This is a genomic window from Halohasta salina, from assembly GCF_024178165.1.
Taxonomy (GTDB): domain Archaea; phylum Halobacteriota; class Halobacteria; order Halobacteriales; family Haloferacaceae; genus Halohasta; species Halohasta salina.
In genome coordinates, this window is record NZ_JAMZIE010000001.1 from 669696 (window position 1) to 688536 (window position 18841).

Here is an 18841-nt window from a genome sequence, read left to right on the forward strand (position 1 = left end):
GAAAATACGCGTCTACTGAGCAGTCGGTTCGTTAGTAGTTCTTGGCGAAGTAGGCTGTCTGGGTGGCTGGCTCGCCACAGATCCCACAGGTGTCGTCTTCGTCGATGTCCTCCTCGTCGTCGAAGGGACACATAACGATCTCCGCCGAGAGTGGCTCCTTGATCGGCTCCTCGCAGTCTTCGTCGCCACACCACGGCACTTTCACGTAGCCATTGTTCGGACCGAGCGTCCCGAGGATCTCTTCACGGGAGTCGGCCTCGCGAACGTTCTCTTCCAAGTTTTCCTCGGCCGCGGCGTACAGTTTGGCGTACACTTCGTCGAAGTGGTCCTGCACCGTCTCGGCGATCCCCTCGCGGTCCTCGACGGCCTCCGCGCCGTCGGGCCGGTGGACTACCGTGATCTCCTCGTCGTCGACCTCGTGGGGACCGATTTCCAGCCGAACGGGCACGCCTTTGAGTTCCCACTCGTTGAACTTGAAGCCGGGATTGCGCTCGTCGCGGTCGTCGAGTTCGACACGGATGCCCGCCTCAGCGAGGTCATCGCGGACCGACTCGGCGTAGTCGAGGACTTCCTCTTGGGTGTCTTCCTGCCAGATCGGGACGATCACGACTTGTTCGGGAGCGACCGTCGGCGGGAGGACGAGGCCCTGATCGTCGGAGTGAGTCATGATCAGCGCGCCGAGGGCACGCCACGACAGCCCCCACGAGGTGGTGTGGGCCGGTTGGGTCTCCTCGTCCTCGTCGGAGAAGGTGATGTCGAAGGCCTCGGCGAAGGAGGTCCCGAGGTGGTGGCTGGTGCCCGCCTGAACGGATTTGCCGTCGGGCATCAGCGCCTCGACGGTCGTCGTCTTGTGCGCGCCGGGGAACTTGTCGTGGTCCGGCTTCTGGCCCTTGAGGACGGGAATAGCCAACAGGTCCTCATACAGCTCGGCGTACTGTTCGAGGCGGGTCATCGTTTCGTCCCACGCCTCGTCGTGGGTCTCGTGGGCCGTGTGGCCCTCCTGCCAGAGGAATTCTTTCGTGCGGAAGAACGGTTTCGTCTCGGTGGCCTCCCAGCGGACGACCGAACACCACTGATTGACGCGGAGGGGCAGATCACGGTGGCTGCGGACCCACTGGGCCATATACGGGGCGATGATCGACTCGCTTGTGGGCCGGACGGCGAGTCGCTCTTCGAGTTCCTCGTGGCCGCCGTGGGTCACCCACGCGACTTCGGGGTCGAACCCTTCGACGATGTCCTTCTCCCGTTCGAGGTAGCTCTCGGGGATCATCATCGGGAAGTAGGCGTTCTGGACGCCCGTCGACTTGAACTTGCGATCCAGTTCGTTCTGGATATACTCCCACAGCGCGTAGCCGCGGGGCCGGGTGACGATGAAGCCGCTCATCCCTTCGGGGCCGTAGTTGGCGAGGCCGGCCTTCTGGACGACTTCGGCGTACCACTCGCCGGTGTTGTACTGCTTGCGTTCGGTAATTCCGAGGTCTTGGTCGCTGTCGCTACTCATTGACGGGAATCCGCAACCGGGACAAATAAACTCGGTGTGTTCGCGGTCGACGCCGGCTGTGGGTGTGTGACCGTCCACACAGCGCCCATGGTATCACGTCTCGGAGAAGTCTTATCCGTGGGTAGGGTCTAGACCTGTTTGCAATGGCACACGGTAAGGTTGACTTCTTCAACGACACTGGCGGCTACGGTTTCATTTCGACTGACGATTCTGACGACGACGTGTTCTTCCACATGGAAGACGTTGGCGGCGAGGATCTTACAGAGGGCGAGGAGATCGATTTCGATATCGAGCAGTCTCCCAAAGGCCCGCGAGCGAGTAACGTCGTTCGCACGAACTAACTGACGACACTGTCGCCCTCGGGCGACACTGCAACACATCATTCTTCGACACGCTACGACCGGGAGCCGCAGGCCTCGCGGTCAGTCGGTCCGCTCGGCGACCTTCCGGAGCAGGTCGTACTGGTCGTCGGCGTAGGCGATCACCGCCACGTCGACCAGCGTGTCGGATTTGTAGTCGGCGATCTCCGAACAGATGAGGTCCGCCGCGCGCTCGAAGGCGAATCCCGCCGCACCGGACCCCAACACCGGGATGACAAGCGACTCACAGCCCAACTCGTCGGCGGCCTCAAGGCTGTTCCACACTGCCGACTGGATGCTCTCCTCGGTCGCTTTCCCGTCGCCGTAGTGGGGCATTGCCGCGGCGTGGATTACGTAGTCGGCGTCGAGATCGAAGGCGTCGGTGACCGCGACCTCGCCGAGGTCGACCGGCCCCTTTGCCGTCGCGGCCTCGTTGAGTTCGTCGCCCGCCGCACGCCGGAGCGCGCCGGCGACGCCGCTTCCCATTTCGAGGCTCGTTCCGGCCGCGTTGACCAGTGCGTCGGCGCTCTGGGCGGCGATATCACCCTGGATCGTTGAGAACTCCATGCCAACAATATGTGTCGACCGGACTGTAAAATCTACTCGCGGCTGGTAGATCTATCCCACAACGAGGAATTACATTTCGTACCGTTCAGGTAAAGAGCAGTGGCAGCGGCACAACTCATATATCGGGCATACCTAAAATACCGACATGAAACGGACGGTTCTCGTTCGTCTCATGTTCGGATTCGGCGTCGGGGCAGTGTCGATGTTCGTGATCCGGGAGTTCCTCGAAACGGCATTCGAGTTGGCTGGCCCGCCTGTCTTGGTTCAGTCCGTTGCTATCGGAGTCGTCGTAGTTGTGCTGGTGGCTGCATTTCAGCGGTGGAAGCCACACCACGTGCTTGGCTCGCTCGGGATGATGGTGGTCGGTGCCATGATCGTCCTCATTATATTGTTCGGTCGGATGTCGGCGTAACGCAGCTATGATGGTCGCGATGACTACTCGAGGGTAAACGGACTCTCCCGCTCCCGCCAGTCCCATCCAGGAAGACGCGTCTGAAACCCCGCCGCCAGCGCCGCGTCCAGATCGTCGACCCCCGCGTTCTCACCGTCCTCGCCGTGCGTATGCACATCCGCGAAGTGGAACGTTGCTTGCGCCAACAGCGCCAGCGGCTGGCCGCCGGCGATGGTGGCCGCCAACTCCCGGCCCAAGATTTCGTCGACGACGAAGCCCGGATAATCGCCCTCGACATCCAGCTCCCGGAGCAGCCCCACGTAGCCCGCAACGTTGACCGCCACCTCGCCGTCGGCGAACACCGCGTCGACTTCGTTTTTGTATTCAGTCTCGCTCACGCCGTCGACCTCGGTCTCGAAAAGGGTTCCAAGACGGTCGCGAGTGTCGTTGATGATCGTGACGATCGTCGGCGCGCGGCGGCGGACCCACTCGTATTCGGCCTCGACGCGGTCCGGTGTGAGACGCATGACTCCGCAGAGCCGCTCGAAGGGCTTCGGTTTTGCGAAGGGTTTTATAATACGGGTCGTATAGACCGATGTAAGCGGGTTTTCGCTGTCTGTTCCCGCATTCGCACCTATCGGACAATCCGCAGAGAGTATGTTCCATACCGACTCCCGTTTCCGGACGACATCACGGCCACACCTGCCGACAGCCGCAGCCACCGGTCGGGACAGACTGAGGTGCAGACGCGACCCGGTTTTCTTCGACCTATGAGTTCAGTAGACAAGCAGCTCGACGAGTTGAAAGCAGAGATCGACAGCGAGGTTCCAGCCGATATTACCGTCTCCGACGTCACCTACGAGGGACCGGAGCTGGTGCTCTACACGCCACACCCCAAGCGGTTCGCCCGCAACGGTGATCTGGTCCGCAACCTCGCCAGCAAACTCCGGAAGCGCATCACGGTCCGCCCGGACCCCGAGGCGCTGTCGTCCCCGAAGACGGCCGACAAGGAGATCCGCTCGGTGATCCCCGACGACGCCGGTGTCACCGACCTCGACTTCCATCAGGACACCGGTGAGGTCGTCATCGAGGCCGAAAAGCCCGGCATGGTGATCGGTCGACACGGGTCGACGCTCCGGGAGATCACCAAGCAGGTCGGCTGGACCCCGGAGGTCGTCCGCACACCACCCATCGAGTCCTCGACGGTTTCCAATGTCCGCAACTTCCTCAAACAGGAACGCGAGGAGCGACGCGACATCCTCGAACGCGTGGGTCGACAGATCCACCGCGAAGAGATGGGCCGCGATCAGTGGGTCCGGATCTCGACGCTCGGCTGTTGTCGGGAGGTCGGCCGAGCGAGTTTCATCCTGTCGACGGCCGAGACCCGAATCCTGATCGACTGCGGCGACAAACCCGGCGCGGAGGGGGAGGTCCCCTACCTACAGGTTCCCGAAGCCCTCGGCTCGGGGCCGAACTCCATCGACGCCGTGGTGTTGACCCACGCCCACCTCGACCACTCGGCGCTGCTGCCGCTCCTCTTTAAATACGGCTACGACGGCCCGATCTACTGTACGGAGCCAACGCGGGATCTGATGGGCCTGCTGCAGCTCGACTACCTCGACGTGGCGGCCAAGGAGGGCCGGACCCCGCCCTATGACTCCGAGCAAGTTCGAGAGACAATCAAACACACCATCCCGCTCGAATACGGCGACGTGACCGACATCGCCCCCGATGTCAAGATCACGTTCCACAACGCGGGTCACATCCTCGGCTCGGCGGTGACCCACTTCCACATCGGCGATGGGATGTACAACGTCGCCTTCTCCGGGGACATCCACTACACCGACACCCGCCTTTTCAACGGCGCGGTCAACGACTTCCCGCGGGTCGAGACGCTCGTCATGGAGTCGACCTACGGCGGTCGGAACGACTACCAGACCGATCAGGAGGACTCCGAGGAAAAACTCCTTGAGGTCATCAACGAGACCTACGACGACGGCGGCAAGGTGGTGATCCCGGCGTTCGCGGTGGGCCGTTCGCAGGAGATCATGCTCGTCCTCGAAGAGGCGATGCGGACCGGGAAAATCCCCTCCATGCCGATCCATCTCGATGGGATGATCTGGGAGGCGACGGCGATCCACACCACCTACCCCGAGTATCTCCGTGACGACCTCCAGAACCGCATCTTCCACGAGGATCAAAACCCGTTCCTCGCCGAGGAGTTCAATCATATCGACGGCGGCGAGGAGGAGCGCCAGGAGGTCGCCGACGGCGACCAGTGTATCATCCTCTCTACCTCGGGGATGGTCACCGGCGGCCCGATCATGTCGTGGCTGCGGCACACCGGATCGGATCCGAACTCGCGGCTCGTCTTCGTCGGCTATCAGGCTCAGGGAACGCTCGGCCGCCGGATCCAGAACGGCTGGGACGAGATCCCGGTCAACGACAGCTACGGCGGCGGCCGGTCGAACACGCTGTCGCTGAAGATGGACGTGGCCACCGTCGACGGCTTCTCGGGCCACGCCGACCGCAAGGGGCTGATGGACTTCGTCCGGACGATGAACCCACGCCCCGAGAAGGTACTCTGTGTCCACGGTGACGAGCGATCGGTTCAGGACCTCTCGTCGGCGCTCTACCACGAGTTCAACATGCGGACGTTCGCGCCGAAGAACCTCGAAACGTTCCGGTTCAAATAGCCAGCCGACCCGCCTGTCGGCACTGCGGTGGGGTGATAGCGGTGCTGTTTATCGGAGTTCCTTCCACTCGGTGCCACATTCCGGACAGGTCCGCACCGAAAACACCTCGTCGGGATCGTTTTTCTTCTTCACTTGCTCGTCGCAGGCCGTACAGACGAGGCGGCCGTAATTGTCCTTCTCCAACGCGCCTTCGCGGAGTCCTTTGCGGGTCGACTTCATAACTGACGGGTTGGAACGCCACAATAAAAACCTCTTGGCTGTCTCCGGCCGCCAACCGCCCGCCGAAACCGCCGAACCGAGGGGCATATGGTCGCAGGGACCCAACGTAAGTCAACCGATGGAGTACGTCCAAGAGCAGGTTACGACGCTCCACGAACTCCGGGAGCCGACACCCGACGCACCGACCGACCGGGCAGCGGTCGTCGTGCCGATGACCGAACGGGAGTACGGCGGGCTGGCCGCCGAGCGGGTGCTCTCGGAGCTGTCGGCCGTCGACCCCCACCGGGTCGTCGTCCCGCTGCGGACCCCAGCCGAGACGGTCGGGTCGTTCCGCGAGTGGCTCGAGGGGTTCGATCTCCCGATCGAGGTGCTGTGGTGCAGCGGGCCGCGCGTCGACGAACTGCTTGTCGACCACGGCCTCAACGGCGAGGGGGGCAAGGGGCGGGACGTCTGGCTTGCCCTCGGGCAGGTCCTCGATGCCGAATACGTCGTCTGCCACGACGCCGATACCAAGACCTACGATCGGTCGTACGTCCCGCGGCTGCTGTTTCCGCTCGAACACGGCCACCAGTTCGCCAAGGGGTACTACGCCCGCGTCGAGAACAACGCCCTCTACGGCCGGCTGTTCCGGCTGTTTTATGCGCCGTTGCTCCGAACGCTCGCCGCCGAGACCGACGCCCCGGTGTTGGACTACCTCTCCGCGTTCCGGTATGCGCTTGCAGGGGAGTTCGCCGCCACCGGCGAGTTGGTCTCGACGCTCCGCGTCCAGCGGTCGTGGGGGCTCGAAGTCGGGACGTTAGGCGATGCCTACGCCCACGCCGGCTTCGAGGGGACCGCACAGGTCGACCTCGGGGCCTACGAACACGACCACCGTGCCGTGGGGGGGCCGGCGGGGCTCTCGGAGATGAGCAGCGCCGTCGGCGATGCCCTGTTTCGGGTCGTCGCCGAGCACGGTGTCGAGCCCGACTACGCCACGGTAGCCGACCGTTACCGGTCGGTCGCCGCACGGTTCGTCGATCAGTACGCGGTCGATGCGGCCTACAACGGCCTCAACTACGATCGCGGCGACGAACTCGATCAGGTCGACGCCTACAGCGAGACGATCGACGAGCCGGGCGCCGACAGCCGACTTCCGGCGTGGCGTGAGGCCCCGATTGCGCCCGAAGCCGTCGCCGAGGCTGCCGCGGCCGATCTCGCCGCAGCCACCGAGGAATCGACCGAGGCGTCGAGAGACACCGGCGGGATCGCGGACGCGACCGATCCGTAGCCGATAGACCGATACGGGTCCGGGCTCCAGACGGGTGTATGTCGACTACACACGACGAGCTAGCCGGGGTCGTCGACCTCTTCGGCGCGCTGCGGCGGGCGGAGTTGACCGCCGCACTCGACGAACTCGCATTCAAACAGGGGCAGGACGTCGACGAGTCGGCGCTGCGGTCGACCATCGAGGCGGCTATCGACGCCTACGCGCTGGTCGAGTACGAGCCAGCCGCAGGTGATACCGACAGCGAGCCGCTCGTGGCCGTCGGGCCAACGGCGTTTCCCACCCTGCCGCCGAACGCCGAGGATCTGCCACACATTCTCGACTACGACCGTCGAACGGTCGACCGCGAGCGGCTCGCCGAGCAGGTTAGTCACCGCCTAACGACCGAGGCAGCGGCCGTCGTCGAGGCCGATAACCAGACGCGAGCGGCCGAACTGCTGGACGTGAGCTACGATATCGAGACGTGGGCGAGCGTCGACGCCGGCGAGGTTCGGTCGGTACTGGATCCGGTTCTCCCGCAAGATTAAGAGGACACCGACCAACAGAATCGTATGGACCTGACGGGCGTGGGCCGGCATACGCCGTCGAAGCTGACAGATCCGGAGCGCGAGGCGGCCGTGCTCGCACCCGTGATCCGGCAGGACGGCCGCGAGGAGATCCTCTTTACCAAGCGCTCCGAGCAGCTCGGCGACCACCCCGGACAGATGAGCTTCCCCGGCGGCAGCCGTGAACCCGAGGACGACGACCTCGAAGCGACCGCGCTCCGGGAGGCCCACGAGGAGATCGGCCTCTCGCCGAGCGAGGCCGACGTCGTCGGCGTGATCGACGACATCGAAACCGTCACCCGCTACATCGTCCGGCCGTACGTCGGGGTGATTCCCGACCGAGCCTACACCCCCGACGAGTACGAGGTCGCCGAAATCGTCCGGCTGTCGGTCGCGGCACTCACCGACCCGACGAACTACGAGTCAGAGTACCGCGACCACCCCGAGTACGGTCCGATCCGGATTCACTACTTCCACGTCGACGGCTACACCGTCTGGGGAGCCACCGGCCGTATGTTGGCGCAGCTGCTGGAACTCACGACCGACTGGGAGGTCCCGCCGGAGGTCGACCGGGTCGCCGACCCGGACGCGGAGCTCCCGATCTAAACCCTACGCCCCGGTATTCTCGGCGTCGTCGGTGTCTTCCTCGCCGTCGGCGCCGTCGGCGATGTCGATCCGCGTGGTGTCGTCGGTGTCGTCGCCGTCGGCCGCCGACGCGTCCGGCTCGGCCGCCGGCTCGTCGTCGACGGTGACGGTTCGTGCACGCTCGGATTTGGGGACCCGGACCTGCAGGGTTCCCGAGCGGGTGAGCGTCGCCGAGGGCGCAGCCTCGCCGGCGGTGACGCTCGCGTCCTCGGGGAGGTCGGCCGTCCCCGAGAGCGTCAGCCCGCGGCCGGGGAACCGCATCTCGAAGTCCTCGTAGAACTCTCGAAACCGGTCAATCCGGACTTCGAGTTCGGTGTCCATGAATCGGACCTGAATGTCCTCGGTGGTCGCACCGGGGGCGTCGAAGACGACGAGGTACTCCTCGTCCGTTTCGAGGAGGTCGTAGGCCAGTGGTTTGCGCTCCTGTACCTGTCCGACTCCACGGCCCACGCGTTCGAGCACCGTGCTGATCGCCTCCTTGCCGTAGCTTTTGAGCCCCGTCATAGTTCGATCTCCGAGAGGTGTGCGCCGCTGCTGCAGTAGGGACAGACTAACGCCCCGACGTCGTGGTCCTCCGGCACGTCGTAGGTGTAGTGGACCTCGAACATATCGAGTTCGCAGTCCGAACTCTCACAGACGACTTCGGCGGTGGCTGGCATAGTACGAAGTTGGGTCGCCACCGGCTTAAATGGCGTGGAGACTGATGGTTTCGGGGGCTACGACCGGGACCGCACAGTTTTACCGCCTCGACATCGAACCCCGTCGTATGACCGACCCGTCGGAGCTTTCGGTGACCATCGTCGACGGCTACGTCGACGAGCCCGCCCATTTCGGCGTGCCACCCTACATCTCTACCTATCCGCGCTTTACCGCGGGCGCGCTGGTCGACGCTGGCGTTCCCCCGGAGGGGATTACCTACCACACGATCGACGAACTCCGCGAGGACAAGCAGAAGTGGCGGGCGATCTCGGAGGCCGATCTCTTCGTCTACGTCGGCGGGATGACCGTCCCCGGGAAGTACGTCGGCGGCACCCCCGCCGAACCTGAGGAGGTCAAGGAGATGGCGTGGGTCGCCGAGGGGACCTCGATCCTCGGCGGCCCGGTCCGGTTCGGCGTCGGCGACGAGAACGCCGGGGCGACCGAGACCGAGCGCAAGGATCTGGACTACGATTTCGTCGCCAAGGGCGACATCGAAGCGGCGGTTTACGATCTGGTCGACTCCGGCCTCGAAGGGTTCAACAACCGGATGCGGGACAACGAGGAACTCAGCCGGTGGGCCCCCGGCGGCGCGTTCATCGTCGAACAACACCCCAACCACCCCGACCACCTGATCTGTGAGATCGAGACCTCCCGTGGCTGTGCCTACCGGTGTTCGTTCTGCACTGAACCACTGTACGGGAATCCGTCGTTCCGGACGCCCGTGGCGGTCGTCGAGGAGGTCGACGCCCTATCGGACTACGGGGTCCAGCATTTCAGACTGGGTCGACAGGCCGACATCCTCGCCTTCGGCGGCGACGGCGAGGCCCCCAACCCCGAGGCGCTACGGCAGCTCTACGGTGGGATTCGGGAAGTTGCCCCCGACTTGGAGACGCTCCACTTGGACAACATGAACCCGATCACGATCGCCAAGTGGCCCGAAAAGAGCCGCGAGGGGATCCGGATCATCGCCGAACACAACACCCCCGGCGACACCGCCGCCTTCGGCCTTGAGTCGGCTGATCCACTCGTCCAAGAGGAAAACAACCTCAACGTCACCGCCGAGGAGTGTTTTGAAGCTGTGAAGATCGTCAACGAGGAGGCGGGCTGGCGACCCGGCGACGACCCCGACGCGGCCCCGACCCACGGCGAGGGGGCGGCCAACCGACTGCCGAAACTCCTGCCGGGAATCAACCTCCTCCACGGCCTGAAGGCCGAACGTGAGGAAACCTACGAACACAACCGCGAGTTCCTCCAGCGCGTCTACGACGAGGGGCTGATGCTCCGGCGGATCAACATCCGGCAGGTGATGGCCTTCGACGGCACCGATATGTCGGATACCGGTGCGGAGATTGCCCACGAGCACAAGGAGCTATTTAAATCGTACAAGCAGGAGATCCGCCAGCAGATCGACCAGCCGATGTTGGAACGGGTGACGCCGGAGGGGACGGTGCTGCCGGACGTCCATCTCGAATACCATCAGGACGGCCGGACGTTCGGCCGACAACTCGGCACCTACCCCCTCCTCGTTGGCATTCCCGGCGAACACCCCCTCGAAACGACGATCGACGCGGTGGTCGTCGACCACGGCTACCGTTCGGTGACCGCGGTTCCCTACCCACTCGATCTCAACAGCGCGACGATGAAGCAGCTCGAAGCGCTGCCGGGGATCGGTCGACAGCGGGCCGGCGACATCATCGTCGGGCGGCCCTACGAGGCAGCCAGCGAGGTCGGCGACGGCGTCGACCTCACAGCGTACGCCACCGCCCGACCGCCACAGCAGGCCGACTGAGCCGCTCTCCAATATGATACAGCAGACAGACATCACACGGATTTCGGTCCCCACCGACACCGTCGCGACGACCGAGCAGACGAACGTCTACCTGATCGACGGCGACGAGTCGTTACTGCTCGATCCCGCAGCGCGGCACCCCGAGGTCGACGCCGCCGTCGAGGACCACGACCCCGACCACATCACCGCCACGCATAGCCACCCGGACCACATCCGGGGGTTGACCGCTTACGCCTTCGAGACGGACGCGACCGTCTGGGCCCCGGTCGGCTACGAGAACCGCTTTGCCCAGTCGACCGGCGTCTACCCCGCCCGGACCTTCCGCGAGAGCCACCGCGTCGGTCCGATGACGGCCATCGAGACGCCGGGCCACGCCAGTGACCACACCGCCTTTGAGGTCGACCTCGCGGACGGCCGGTCCGCCATCTTCACCGGCGATCTGGTCGTCGACGAGGGGAGCGTCGTCGTTGGCGGGCCGGACGCGGATATGGCCGCCTATCTCGACTCCCTCCGGCGGGTTCGGGAGCGTGACCCCGACGTCCTGTATCCGGGCCACGGGCCCGTGATCGACGACCCCATCGACGCTATCGACCGCCTCGTCGACCACCGCGAGGCCCGCGAACAGGCGGTTCTCGACGCGCTGGCTGCCAACGCCGAGGAGGTCGACGAGATCGTCGACCGCGCCTACGAGAAGGACCTCTCGGGGGTGTACGACCTCGCGCGGAAGACGGTGGTCGCCCACATCCGGAAACTCGATGCCGAGGGGCGGGTCCGGTGGGACCCCGAGACCGAACAGGCCACGCTGGTCGGGGGGCAGTGATGGAGTCGCTGGAAACCGAACTCGAAGCGGCCTGCGAACTCGACGAGGCGGCGCTGGCCGACGCCATCGAAACCATTGGTTTCGAGTGTACCCGGTGTGGGGCCTGTTGTAAGGGATACGAGCCGGAAGACGGCGACAGCGGCGACGGCGGCGAATCGACCGGTGACAGAAACGAACCCACGGCCGACCGGGAGCCACACACGGCGACCGTGTTCCCCGACGAAGTCCGCGAGCTACAGGCGTCGACCGACTACGACTGGCGGGACGTCGCCCGCCCGATGCCCTATGGGCTCAGTGAGGGCGACGACGGTCCCGAGGGCGAGACTTTCGAGTGGGCGCTCCAGACCGACTCGTGTGGTGACTGCGCGTTTTATACCGAGGTAGACGACGACACCGGAGCCTGTCAGGTTCACGACGACCGACCGCTGATCTGTCGCACGTACCCGTTCAGCGTCGACCTCGGCGGGACGAGCCAGCCGATGGGCGAGGCCGTCGACGCGGAGGGCATGGTTCGGGCCCACGAATGTGACGGACTGGGACGGGATATCTCACGGGGGGAGGCCGAAGAGTTGGCGGCGGCGCTGAAAGCGCGGGCGATCAGAGAGATCGAGGAGGCGATCGGGGTTCGGGACAACTACCAGCCCGCGGCGGTCGACGGCGTCGTCGTCCACGACTCCGAAGGGGCGAAACGAGTCGACGGGCAGCCGGTCGACGAGTAGCGTCGGCTCGTGTTTTTTAGGCTGCACTCGGTGGGAAGCCAGTCAGGTGTCGGTGGTCGCGATAGTTTCCGTCGGCCCTGCTGTGTCAGTCTCCGTCGGCCGTCAGTTCCATCCGCATCTCGACGTGCGGGATGCCGGCCTCCTCGAAGGGCTCGCTGACGACACGGTAGCCGTGTCGACGGTAGAACTCCGCGACGCGCTGTTGGGCGTGGAGGATACAGGCATCGACCCCGCGTTCGCGGGCGATCGTCTCACAGACGGCCATGAGTCGCCCACCCCAGCCAGCGCCGCGAGCCGACTTTCTGACGGCGATCCGCTCGCATTTGAGTGCGTCGCCGACCCGTCGAACCCGTGCGGTGCCGATCGGCCGTCCCTCGTCGACGAGGAGAACGTGTTCGGCGACGGTCTCGTGGTCGTCCCACTCGATGGCCACGTCGACGCCCTGTTCGTCGACGAAGACGGCGTACCTGATCGCCGCGATGGCGGCCAGCGAGCCGACGCCGCCGTCGGTCGGCGTGCCGTCGACCCGGGCTGCGGCCGCATCGATGCCGCGGTCGGCGACCGTCTGTGCCCGGTCGACCGCGGCGTTCGCCGGCTCGGCGATCCGAACGAGTGTTGTCATCGTCTTCGGCTCCGTGTGCCGGGGACTCGAAGCTATCGACGCCGACCGGCTACTCGTCGGCCGTCGACTTCGGGAGCCGGAGGGTAACCCGCGCGCCGCGTGGCGAGCGGTCGTCGATCATGATCTCGCCGCCGAACAGCGAGGCCGTCCAGTAGACGATCCACAGCGCCAGCCCGCTGCCGTGTTCCAGTTGGGTTTCCCGCTCGGATTCGATCATCACCTGTTCGTGGGTGGGGATGCCCGGTCCGTCGTCGGCGACGACGATGTCGACCCACTCGCCGTCGGCGGCCGTCTCGCTGTCGACCGTGATCGTCACCGTCGGCTCCGGCCGATCGTTGTGGACGATCGCGTTCTCGATGAGCTCGCCGAGGGCGACTTCGACCCGTTCGTCGGCGGTGATGGTGGCGTCGTCGATCGGCCACGTCCGGATCGTGGCCTCGGGGTGTCGCTCGCGGTAGCTCTCGGCGACCGTCGAGACCAACTGTCCGGCGTCGACTGTGGTGTCGGGGTAGTCCTCGTCGAGCAGCGAGCGGACCGCGCTGACCTTGTCGCCGACCGACGCCAGCGCGTCGGCCTTCGTTTCGATCGCCTCGGCGTGGGTGGCGGCCGGCCCGTCGATCTCGTCGGCAAGGAAGGTCGCCCGGCCGAGGATCACGTTCATCCCGTTGCGGATGTTGTGCCGCAGCACGCGATTCAGCACGTCGAGCTGCTGTTCGCGGAGTCGTCTGGTCGTCACGTCCGACTGGATGGCGACGAAGTGGGTGATCTCGCCGTCGGTTTCGATGGGGGCGATCTCCTGCCGAACCTGATAGAGCTCGCCGGACTTGCGGCGGTTGATAATGTCAGCCTCCCAGATCTCGCCATCGAGGATGGTCTCCCACAGCTCGGCGTAGAAGCCCGCCGACTGTTTGCCCGATTTGAGGATGGCGGGCGTCCGGCCGACCGCCTCCGTGCGGCTGTAGCCGGTCTGGGATTCGAACGCCGGGTTGACGTACTGGATGACCCCGTTGTTGTCGGTGATCACGACCGAGTGGCCGGCCTGCTCGACGGCTTTCCGGAACAGCCGGAGGTTCTGCCGTCGCTCCTTCCGGTCGCTGATGTCCCTGATGTGGACGTGCAGGAGGGTGTCGTCGTCGACCCCGATCCGACTGAGTTTCACCTCCGCCCGGAAACACTCGCCGTTCGGTCGGCTGAACTGCCACTCGAAGAACGTCTCGCCGTCGACACAGGCGGTATCGACGTGTTCGGCCAGCGCGGTCGCCGAGTCGCTGCCGTCGGGTTGGGTCGGTGGCACCACGTCGGTCGGCTCCAGCCCGACCAACTGCTCCCGCCGGTCGACGCCGAAGAGATCGAGCGCCGCGTCGTTGCACTCGCGGAACCCCTCGCGGTCCATGAGCAACAGCGCATCACGGGAGCCCTCGAAGAGGTTTCGGTACCGCTGTTCGCGGCGCTGGACGGCCGTTTCGGCCCGCGTTCGGGCGATCTCGTAACCGACGATCCGGGCGAGCAGCTCGACGGTCGTCTCTAAGACCGTCGAGTCGACCCCCGGCCGGGGGGAATCGTCGGCGAAACAGACGGTGCCGTAGGTCTCGCCGTCGACGGTAACGGGGGCGCCGAGATAACAGCTGAGACCGAACTTCTTGTAGGCGGGGTCGTCGGTCCACCCCTCGGCTTCGGCGTCGGCGACGACCACCGGTTCGTCGGCGGCGATCGTTTTCCGGCAGTAGGTTTCCTCCAGCGGGTCGACCGCGCCGGCGTAGATCTCGTCGTGGTCGCCGACGGCGGTTACGATGCGCTGGTTCCGGTCGTCGATGTCGGTGAAGTAGGCGATCGGAAACCCGAGGCGCTCGGCCGCCGTCTCGAGGACCGACCGGATCTTCTCGTCGAGCGGGCGGTCGACGTCCGCGGTCGACCGCACCACGGCCGACAGCGTCCGGAACCCGGCTTCGACGTCCTCCATTGGATGCGAAGGTTGTGTCCGAACGACTATTAAATACCAGTGTCCACAACGGCCGATCCGTCACCATGCGGTCACGATACTCCGGCGATCCTGTCATTTTATACTGACGCGTGTCGATAGTCGACCCGAGTTATCCTATGGAAATCTCAGATAAGCTCCTTTGTCTGTTCAGTGCTGATATCACCGAGGAAGACGACCGCTACACTGTCGAGATCCCGAAACGTGAGATCGATACCGGCTCGATCGAGCCCGGCGAGACCTACCGCGTCGCTCTCATCTCCCGGTCGGCCTCCGGGACCGCCGACACGAGCGAGCCGTCGCCGGCCGGCCGTACGTCGGACGAACCCCAGCCGCCGGTCGAGGCCGGCGAACTCCGCTACGTCGAGATCGAAGACATCGGCAAGCAGGGCGACGGTATCGCCCGCGTCGAACGCGGCTACGTGATCATCGTCCCCGGTGCCGAAGTCGGCGAGCGCGTCAAAATCGAAGTCTCGGAGGTCAAGTCCAACTTCGCAGTCGGCGAGATCATCGAAGACGACCTGTAGGCGTCGGTCGACCCCCAACCTTCTTATTGTACGATCAGTGGTCCGATCAACACACCCATTAGATGGACCCGGCGCGCGCCGAACCGCGGTGGAACGAGACCGACGACCGTCGACGCCGCGAAGACGAGGACGCCGAACAACCCGGTGAACGCGAACGAAAGCAGACAGAGAAACGTCAACACGACCAGTGAGACGCGGGTGTAGTCCGCCCGGCCGACGGTCAGCAGATAGCGGTCGCCGAGCACTACCACGAGCAGGGTCCCGCAGGCCGCCCCGAGGATAACTGCCGCAAGCAGAACCGGCACGTCCAGCGGGACGCCCGTCGAGTCGACGGCGACCATCACCCCCGTCCGTGGCGTGCCGAGCGCTACCAGCGCAAAGAGAGCAAAGACCGTGTTGGCCGTGTTCGCACCGCTCGTCGCCACAATGAACCCGCGGTCGGGGTCGTCGTTCGAAACCGCCGGCAGCGCCAGCACGGAGGCGATGGCCGCCGAGATCCCGGGCAGATAGCCGACGATCGCGCCCGCGATCGACCCTGCGCCGGCGGTGAGCCCGAGATCACGACGGGCCATCGTGAGTTTGGCATCCGCTTGCGGCGGCACCCCGCCGCCGCCCATCGCCTCGATCAGGATCGGCGCGCCGAACAGCCCCGTCAGTAGTGGCGTGAGCATACTCCCCGCCCCCAGCGGGGCCTCGGGAGTCACGTCGAGGGTCACCCACCCTAGTGCGGCGGCGAGACCGAACGACAGCAGGCCGCCGACGATCGCCTCGGTCGACGATTCGGTGACGACGAGCAGACAGACGACACCTCCGAGCACGACCCAGAGGTGGGCCCGGACGAACGGGTAGGCATGGGTCATCGCCCACGTGATCGGGACCGCCAGCGGCAGGGCGACCGCGACCGCCAGTCCGCTGCCGACCGCCGACAGCCGGAGGGCTTCCCTGCCGCGGCCTTCGAGTACCAGTCGGTGGCCCGGCAGCGCCGAAATCGCCATCGTGGCGTCTGGTACCCCCAGCGAGAGCATCGGGACGATATCGAGAAACGTGTGGACGACACCTGCGGTGAGCATCGCTACGCCGACAAAGAGGGGGTCGGCGGGAATCGAGGCCGCGGTCGCCGCCAGCAGGAGTGCGAAGTTGTTGGCGTGGAGGCCGGGGACCAGTCCGCTGGCCGTACCGAGGGCGACGCCACCGAGGGCGAAGCCGACGAAGGCGAGTAGACCACTGGCGTCGACCACGGCTTGCAGCCACGTCATCGGCGACGGTGGTGGCGGCTTCCGGCTTAAGCCTCGGGGAGTGCTGCGGCTCGCCGTATAGCACGCAAAAAATAACGGATCTGTGAGCGGTGCCGAACTTAGCCGAAGAGGTTGCCGAGGCCCTCGCCGTCGGCTTCCTCGTCTTCGTCGTCGTCGGCTGCTTCTTCGGCTTCGTCGCCGCCGTCGTCAGCCTCGTCGTCAGCCTCGTCGGCTGCCTCGTCGCCACCAGCGTCGGCTGCTGCGCCGCCAGCGCCGCCTGCGGCGGGCACGGCTGCGGCCGTCTCGATGGCCTCCTCGATGTCGACGTCTTCGAGGGCGGCAACGAGGGCCTTGACGCGGGACTCCTCGACGTCGACGCCTGCTGCGTCGAGCACTGCGGTGACGTTGTCTTCGCTGATCTCTTCGCCGGTCTCGTTCAGGATGAGTGCTGCGTAAACGTATTCCATTGTTGTAATCTCCAGTTGGGGTTAGAAGAGCGTTCCGAGAGCGTCGTCGTCCTCGTCGTCTCCCTCGGCCTCTTCCGTGTCGTCTTCGTCTGCCTGTGCGTCATCTGCGTCCGCTTCGGCATCCTCGGCTGCCTCGGCCTCGTCGGCCTCGTCAGCGTCGTCAGCGTCAGCAGCGGTGTCGATATCGCGGAGCTCCTCGGGCAGGGCCTCGGGGTCGTCGATCCGGTCGACGAGCGCCCGCACCTGACCGTCGGCCTTGCCGACGAGTTCGCCCAGCACATCGGGGCTCTCGACGGCGCCGGAGAGCGCGACCGATTTGGCCTCGCCGGTCGCCTTCGCGATGAGCGAGGGCGCGGTTTCGGCGGTCGGGTAGACCGCATTGATCGAGAGGTTCCGGGCCGCAGCGGCGGCGGACTGGATGTCCGCGCGGTACTCCTCGACGTCGATCTCGAGTTCGTCGGGCGCGAACAGCACGCCCTCGGAGTACACCTGCTTGAGGTCGAGGCCGACCTCTTTCGGCTCGATGCCGAGTTCGGTCAGGACGCTCGCGAGCTGCTGGTCGACCACTTCGCCCTCCTCGAGGACGGTGCTGTCCGACAGCACCTGAATCGAGCCCTCCTGAATCCGGGCGTCGGCTCCAGCCTGCTGGAGTTCGCCGACGAACGGACCGGGGTCGACACCGGTGTCACCCTCGGGGATGACGATGTCGTTGGGCGCGACCTCGCCCGCGTTGATCGGGGCAGGGGTCTTCGAGGCTTCGAGCTGTTTGAACAGCGCGAAGGGGTTGTCGTTGGTGCCGATCAGGGCAACCTGGCCGGCGACGAAGTCGGTGAGATCTTCGACGCCCTCACCGGCTGCTTCGAGCGCGCGCACGACGAGCGTGTTGCGGCTCATCCGGACGGCCGCGCTGCCATGCAAGTCACGGCGCATGGCCTGCAGCTGTCGGCTCGGAATGCCTTCGACGCCGACGACGCCGACCGACTGGTAGCCCGAGATGAACTCGACGAGCTCGTCGACTTCATCTTGCTTCCACTGCGGGATCGTCTCGGTTTTGCGAACGGACTCGCTTCCGCTCATGCGTTCACCTCGACGGCCGGGCCCATGGTGGTCTTGACGTAGATGGAGTCGAGATTCAGCGGGCCCTTTTCGAGGTCCGCTTCGAGTCGCCGGATGATGACGTCGATGTTGTCGGCGATCTCCTCGGCCGGCATGTCGTCAGCACCGACGCGGGTGTGGAACGTCCGGCGGTCCCGGGATCGAACCTGCACGGTGTTTTTCATCCGGTTGACTGTCTCGACGACGTCGTCGTCGGGCTGGAGCGGGGTCGGCATCTTCCCTCGCGGACCGAGGACGGTCCCGAGGTAGCGACCGATGTCCTGCATCAGGTCGGCTTCCGCGACGAAGAAGTCCGTCGCATCGGCCAGATCCTTGGCTTCGTCGTCGTCGTCACCCAGTTCTTCGAGGTCGTCACTCGAAAGCACTTGGTCGGCGACGTCTTCTGCCTGCAGGGCGGTTTCTCCTTCGGCGAACACCACAATCTGGGTGTCTTGGCCGGTTCCCGACGGGAGCACAATGCTCTCGTCGACGCGATTCGATGGATCGTTGAGGTCTAGGTCTCGCAGGTTCACCGCGAGGTCGACGGTCTCACGGAAATTCCGTGGTGGCGACTCGTCGAGCGCGCGAGAAACTGCTTCTACTATCGTATCGTCTGCCATTATTCACCTCCGTAGTACGCAGGATGCTGCTCCTACGGGTCAGTGACACAGGCTACGCCTGTCTCACCGGATGGTAGCGGATC

The 18841-nt window shown here is 65.3% G+C and carries 22 protein-coding genes; 10 read left to right on the plus strand and 12 right to left on the minus strand.

What is annotated here, in order from left to right; genetic code table 11:
• Positions 1-31: 31 nt before the first annotated feature.
• A complete protein-coding gene (gene proS / locus NKJ34_RS03350; RefSeq protein WP_253736839.1) occupies positions 32-1501 on the minus strand; it encodes a proline--tRNA ligase in 1470 nt (489 codons plus the stop codon).
• A 143-nt stretch (positions 1502-1644) separates the two neighbouring features.
• Here proS and NKJ34_RS03355 point away from each other — a divergent pair, with 143 nt between their 5' ends.
• The gene (locus NKJ34_RS03355; RefSeq protein ID WP_253736840.1) at positions 1645-1842 is read left to right on the plus strand and encodes a cold-shock protein; all 198 of its coding nucleotides are present in this window, start codon (positions 1645-1647) and stop codon (positions 1840-1842) included.
• 81 nt (positions 1843-1923) lie between these two features.
• Here NKJ34_RS03355 and NKJ34_RS03360 read toward each other — a convergent pair whose 3' ends face one another.
• Complete coding sequence (locus NKJ34_RS03360) at positions 1924-2427, minus strand: macro domain-containing protein (protein ID WP_253736841.1); 504 nt, start codon at positions 2425-2427, stop codon at positions 1924-1926.
• Between the two features lie 145 nt (positions 2428-2572).
• On the opposite strand from NKJ34_RS03360, the gene NKJ34_RS03365 reads away from it, so the two are divergent.
• On the plus strand, positions 2573-2839 hold the full coding sequence (locus NKJ34_RS03365) for a hypothetical protein (RefSeq protein ID WP_253736842.1): 267 nt from the start codon (positions 2573-2575) through the stop codon (positions 2837-2839).
• A 23-nt stretch (positions 2840-2862) separates the two neighbouring features.
• Here the strand turns inward: NKJ34_RS03365 and NKJ34_RS03370 are convergent, their stop codons facing one another.
• Positions 2863-3345, minus strand: a complete 483-nt coding sequence (locus tag NKJ34_RS03370) for a DUF7984 family protein (RefSeq protein WP_253736843.1) — start codon at positions 3343-3345, stop codon at positions 2863-2865.
• Positions 3346-3588: 243 nt separating this feature from the next.
• Between NKJ34_RS03370 and NKJ34_RS03375 the strand changes: the two genes are divergently transcribed.
• The gene (locus NKJ34_RS03375) at positions 3589-5514 is read left to right on the plus strand and encodes a beta-CASP ribonuclease aCPSF1 (RefSeq protein ID WP_253736844.1); all 1926 of its coding nucleotides are present in this window, start codon (positions 3589-3591) and stop codon (positions 5512-5514) included.
• A gap of 48 nt (positions 5515-5562) precedes the next feature.
• On the opposite strand, the gene NKJ34_RS03380 is transcribed toward NKJ34_RS03375, so the two are convergent.
• Positions 5563-5733 carry an HVO_0758 family zinc finger protein gene (locus NKJ34_RS03380; RefSeq protein WP_253736845.1) on the minus strand — a complete coding sequence of 57 codons (171 nt, stop codon included), beginning with the start codon at positions 5731-5733 and terminating at the stop codon, positions 5563-5565.
• A 118-nt stretch (positions 5734-5851) separates the two neighbouring features.
• Here NKJ34_RS03380 and NKJ34_RS03385 point away from each other — a divergent pair, with 118 nt between their 5' ends.
• From NKJ34_RS03385 to NKJ34_RS03395, 3 genes are read left to right on the plus strand one after another with little or no spacing between them, the layout of a single operon-like run.
• On the plus strand, positions 5852-7000 hold the full coding sequence (locus NKJ34_RS03385; RefSeq protein WP_253736846.1) for a glycosyltransferase family protein: 1149 nt from the start codon (positions 5852-5854) through the stop codon (positions 6998-7000).
• A gap of 38 nt (positions 7001-7038) precedes the next feature.
• Complete coding sequence (locus NKJ34_RS03390) at positions 7039-7524, plus strand: DUF7109 family protein (protein WP_253736847.1); 486 nt, start codon at positions 7039-7041, stop codon at positions 7522-7524.
• A 24-nt stretch (positions 7525-7548) separates the two neighbouring features.
• Entirely contained in the window at positions 7549-8148 is a 600-nt protein-coding gene (locus tag NKJ34_RS03395) for an NUDIX hydrolase (protein WP_253736848.1), read from the plus strand.
• A 3-nt stretch (positions 8149-8151) separates the two neighbouring features.
• Here NKJ34_RS03395 and NKJ34_RS03400 read toward each other — a convergent pair whose 3' ends face one another.
• Together NKJ34_RS03400 and NKJ34_RS03405 are read right to left on the minus strand one after the other, a co-directional pair.
• A complete protein-coding gene (locus NKJ34_RS03400) occupies positions 8152-8691 on the minus strand; it encodes an Hsp20/alpha crystallin family protein (protein WP_253736849.1) in 540 nt (179 codons plus the stop codon).
• Positions 8688-8846, minus strand: coding sequence for a DUF7559 family protein (locus NKJ34_RS03405; protein ID WP_253736850.1), 159 nt, complete (start codon positions 8844-8846; stop codon positions 8688-8690). Before NKJ34_RS03405 ends, NKJ34_RS03400 begins: the two co-directional genes overlap by 4 nt.
• 107 nt (positions 8847-8953) lie before the next feature.
• Here NKJ34_RS03405 and NKJ34_RS03410 point away from each other — a divergent pair, with 107 nt between their 5' ends.
• From NKJ34_RS03410 to NKJ34_RS03420, 3 genes are read left to right on the plus strand one after another with little or no spacing between them, the layout of a single operon-like run.
• The gene (locus NKJ34_RS03410; RefSeq protein ID WP_253736851.1) at positions 8954-10675 is read left to right on the plus strand and encodes a radical SAM protein; all 1722 of its coding nucleotides are present in this window, start codon (positions 8954-8956) and stop codon (positions 10673-10675) included.
• A gap of 13 nt (positions 10676-10688) precedes the next feature.
• Complete coding sequence (locus tag NKJ34_RS03415) at positions 10689-11495, plus strand: MBL fold metallo-hydrolase (protein ID WP_253736852.1); 807 nt, start codon at positions 10689-10691, stop codon at positions 11493-11495.
• Positions 11495-12214 carry a YkgJ family cysteine cluster protein gene (locus NKJ34_RS03420; RefSeq protein WP_253736853.1) on the plus strand — a complete coding sequence of 240 codons (720 nt, stop codon included), beginning with the start codon at positions 11495-11497 and terminating at the stop codon, positions 12212-12214. Before NKJ34_RS03415 ends, NKJ34_RS03420 begins: the two co-directional genes overlap by 1 nt.
• An 85-nt stretch (positions 12215-12299) precedes the next feature.
• On the opposite strand, the gene NKJ34_RS03425 is transcribed toward NKJ34_RS03420, so the two are convergent.
• Positions 12300-12836, minus strand: coding sequence for a GNAT family N-acetyltransferase (locus tag NKJ34_RS03425; protein ID WP_253736854.1), 537 nt, complete (start codon positions 12834-12836; stop codon positions 12300-12302).
• Between the two features lie 49 nt (positions 12837-12885).
• The gene (locus NKJ34_RS03430) at positions 12886-14796 is read right to left on the minus strand and encodes a PAS domain S-box protein (protein WP_253736855.1); all 1911 of its coding nucleotides are present in this window, start codon (positions 14794-14796) and stop codon (positions 12886-12888) included.
• 137 nt (positions 14797-14933) lie between these two features.
• Between NKJ34_RS03430 and NKJ34_RS03435 the strand changes: the two genes are divergently transcribed.
• Positions 14934-15341, plus strand: coding sequence for a TRAM domain-containing protein (locus NKJ34_RS03435; protein ID WP_253736856.1), 408 nt, complete (start codon positions 14934-14936; stop codon positions 15339-15341).
• Between the two features lie 23 nt (positions 15342-15364).
• Here NKJ34_RS03435 and NKJ34_RS03440 read toward each other — a convergent pair whose 3' ends face one another.
• The 4 genes from NKJ34_RS03440 to NKJ34_RS03455 form a co-directional block, all read right to left on the minus strand.
• Positions 15365-16597 (minus strand): tripartite tricarboxylate transporter permease, encoded by a 1233-nt coding sequence (locus NKJ34_RS03440; RefSeq protein ID WP_253736857.1) that lies wholly within the window; start codon positions 16595-16597, stop codon positions 15365-15367.
• A 98-nt stretch (positions 16598-16695) separates the two neighbouring features.
• Positions 16696-17043 carry a 50S ribosomal protein P1 gene (rpl12p, locus tag NKJ34_RS03445; RefSeq protein ID WP_253736858.1) on the minus strand — a complete coding sequence of 116 codons (348 nt, stop codon included), beginning with the start codon at positions 17041-17043 and terminating at the stop codon, positions 16696-16698.
• A gap of 21 nt (positions 17044-17064) precedes the next feature.
• Positions 17065-18120 (minus strand): 50S ribosomal protein L10, encoded by a 1056-nt coding sequence (locus tag NKJ34_RS03450; protein ID WP_253736859.1) that lies wholly within the window; start codon positions 18118-18120, stop codon positions 17065-17067.
• Positions 18117-18758, minus strand: a complete 642-nt coding sequence (locus NKJ34_RS03455; protein ID WP_253736860.1) for a 50S ribosomal protein L1 — start codon at positions 18756-18758, stop codon at positions 18117-18119. The genes NKJ34_RS03450 and NKJ34_RS03455 overlap by 4 nt, the downstream gene beginning before the upstream one ends.
• Positions 18759-18841: the final 83 nt, after the last annotated feature.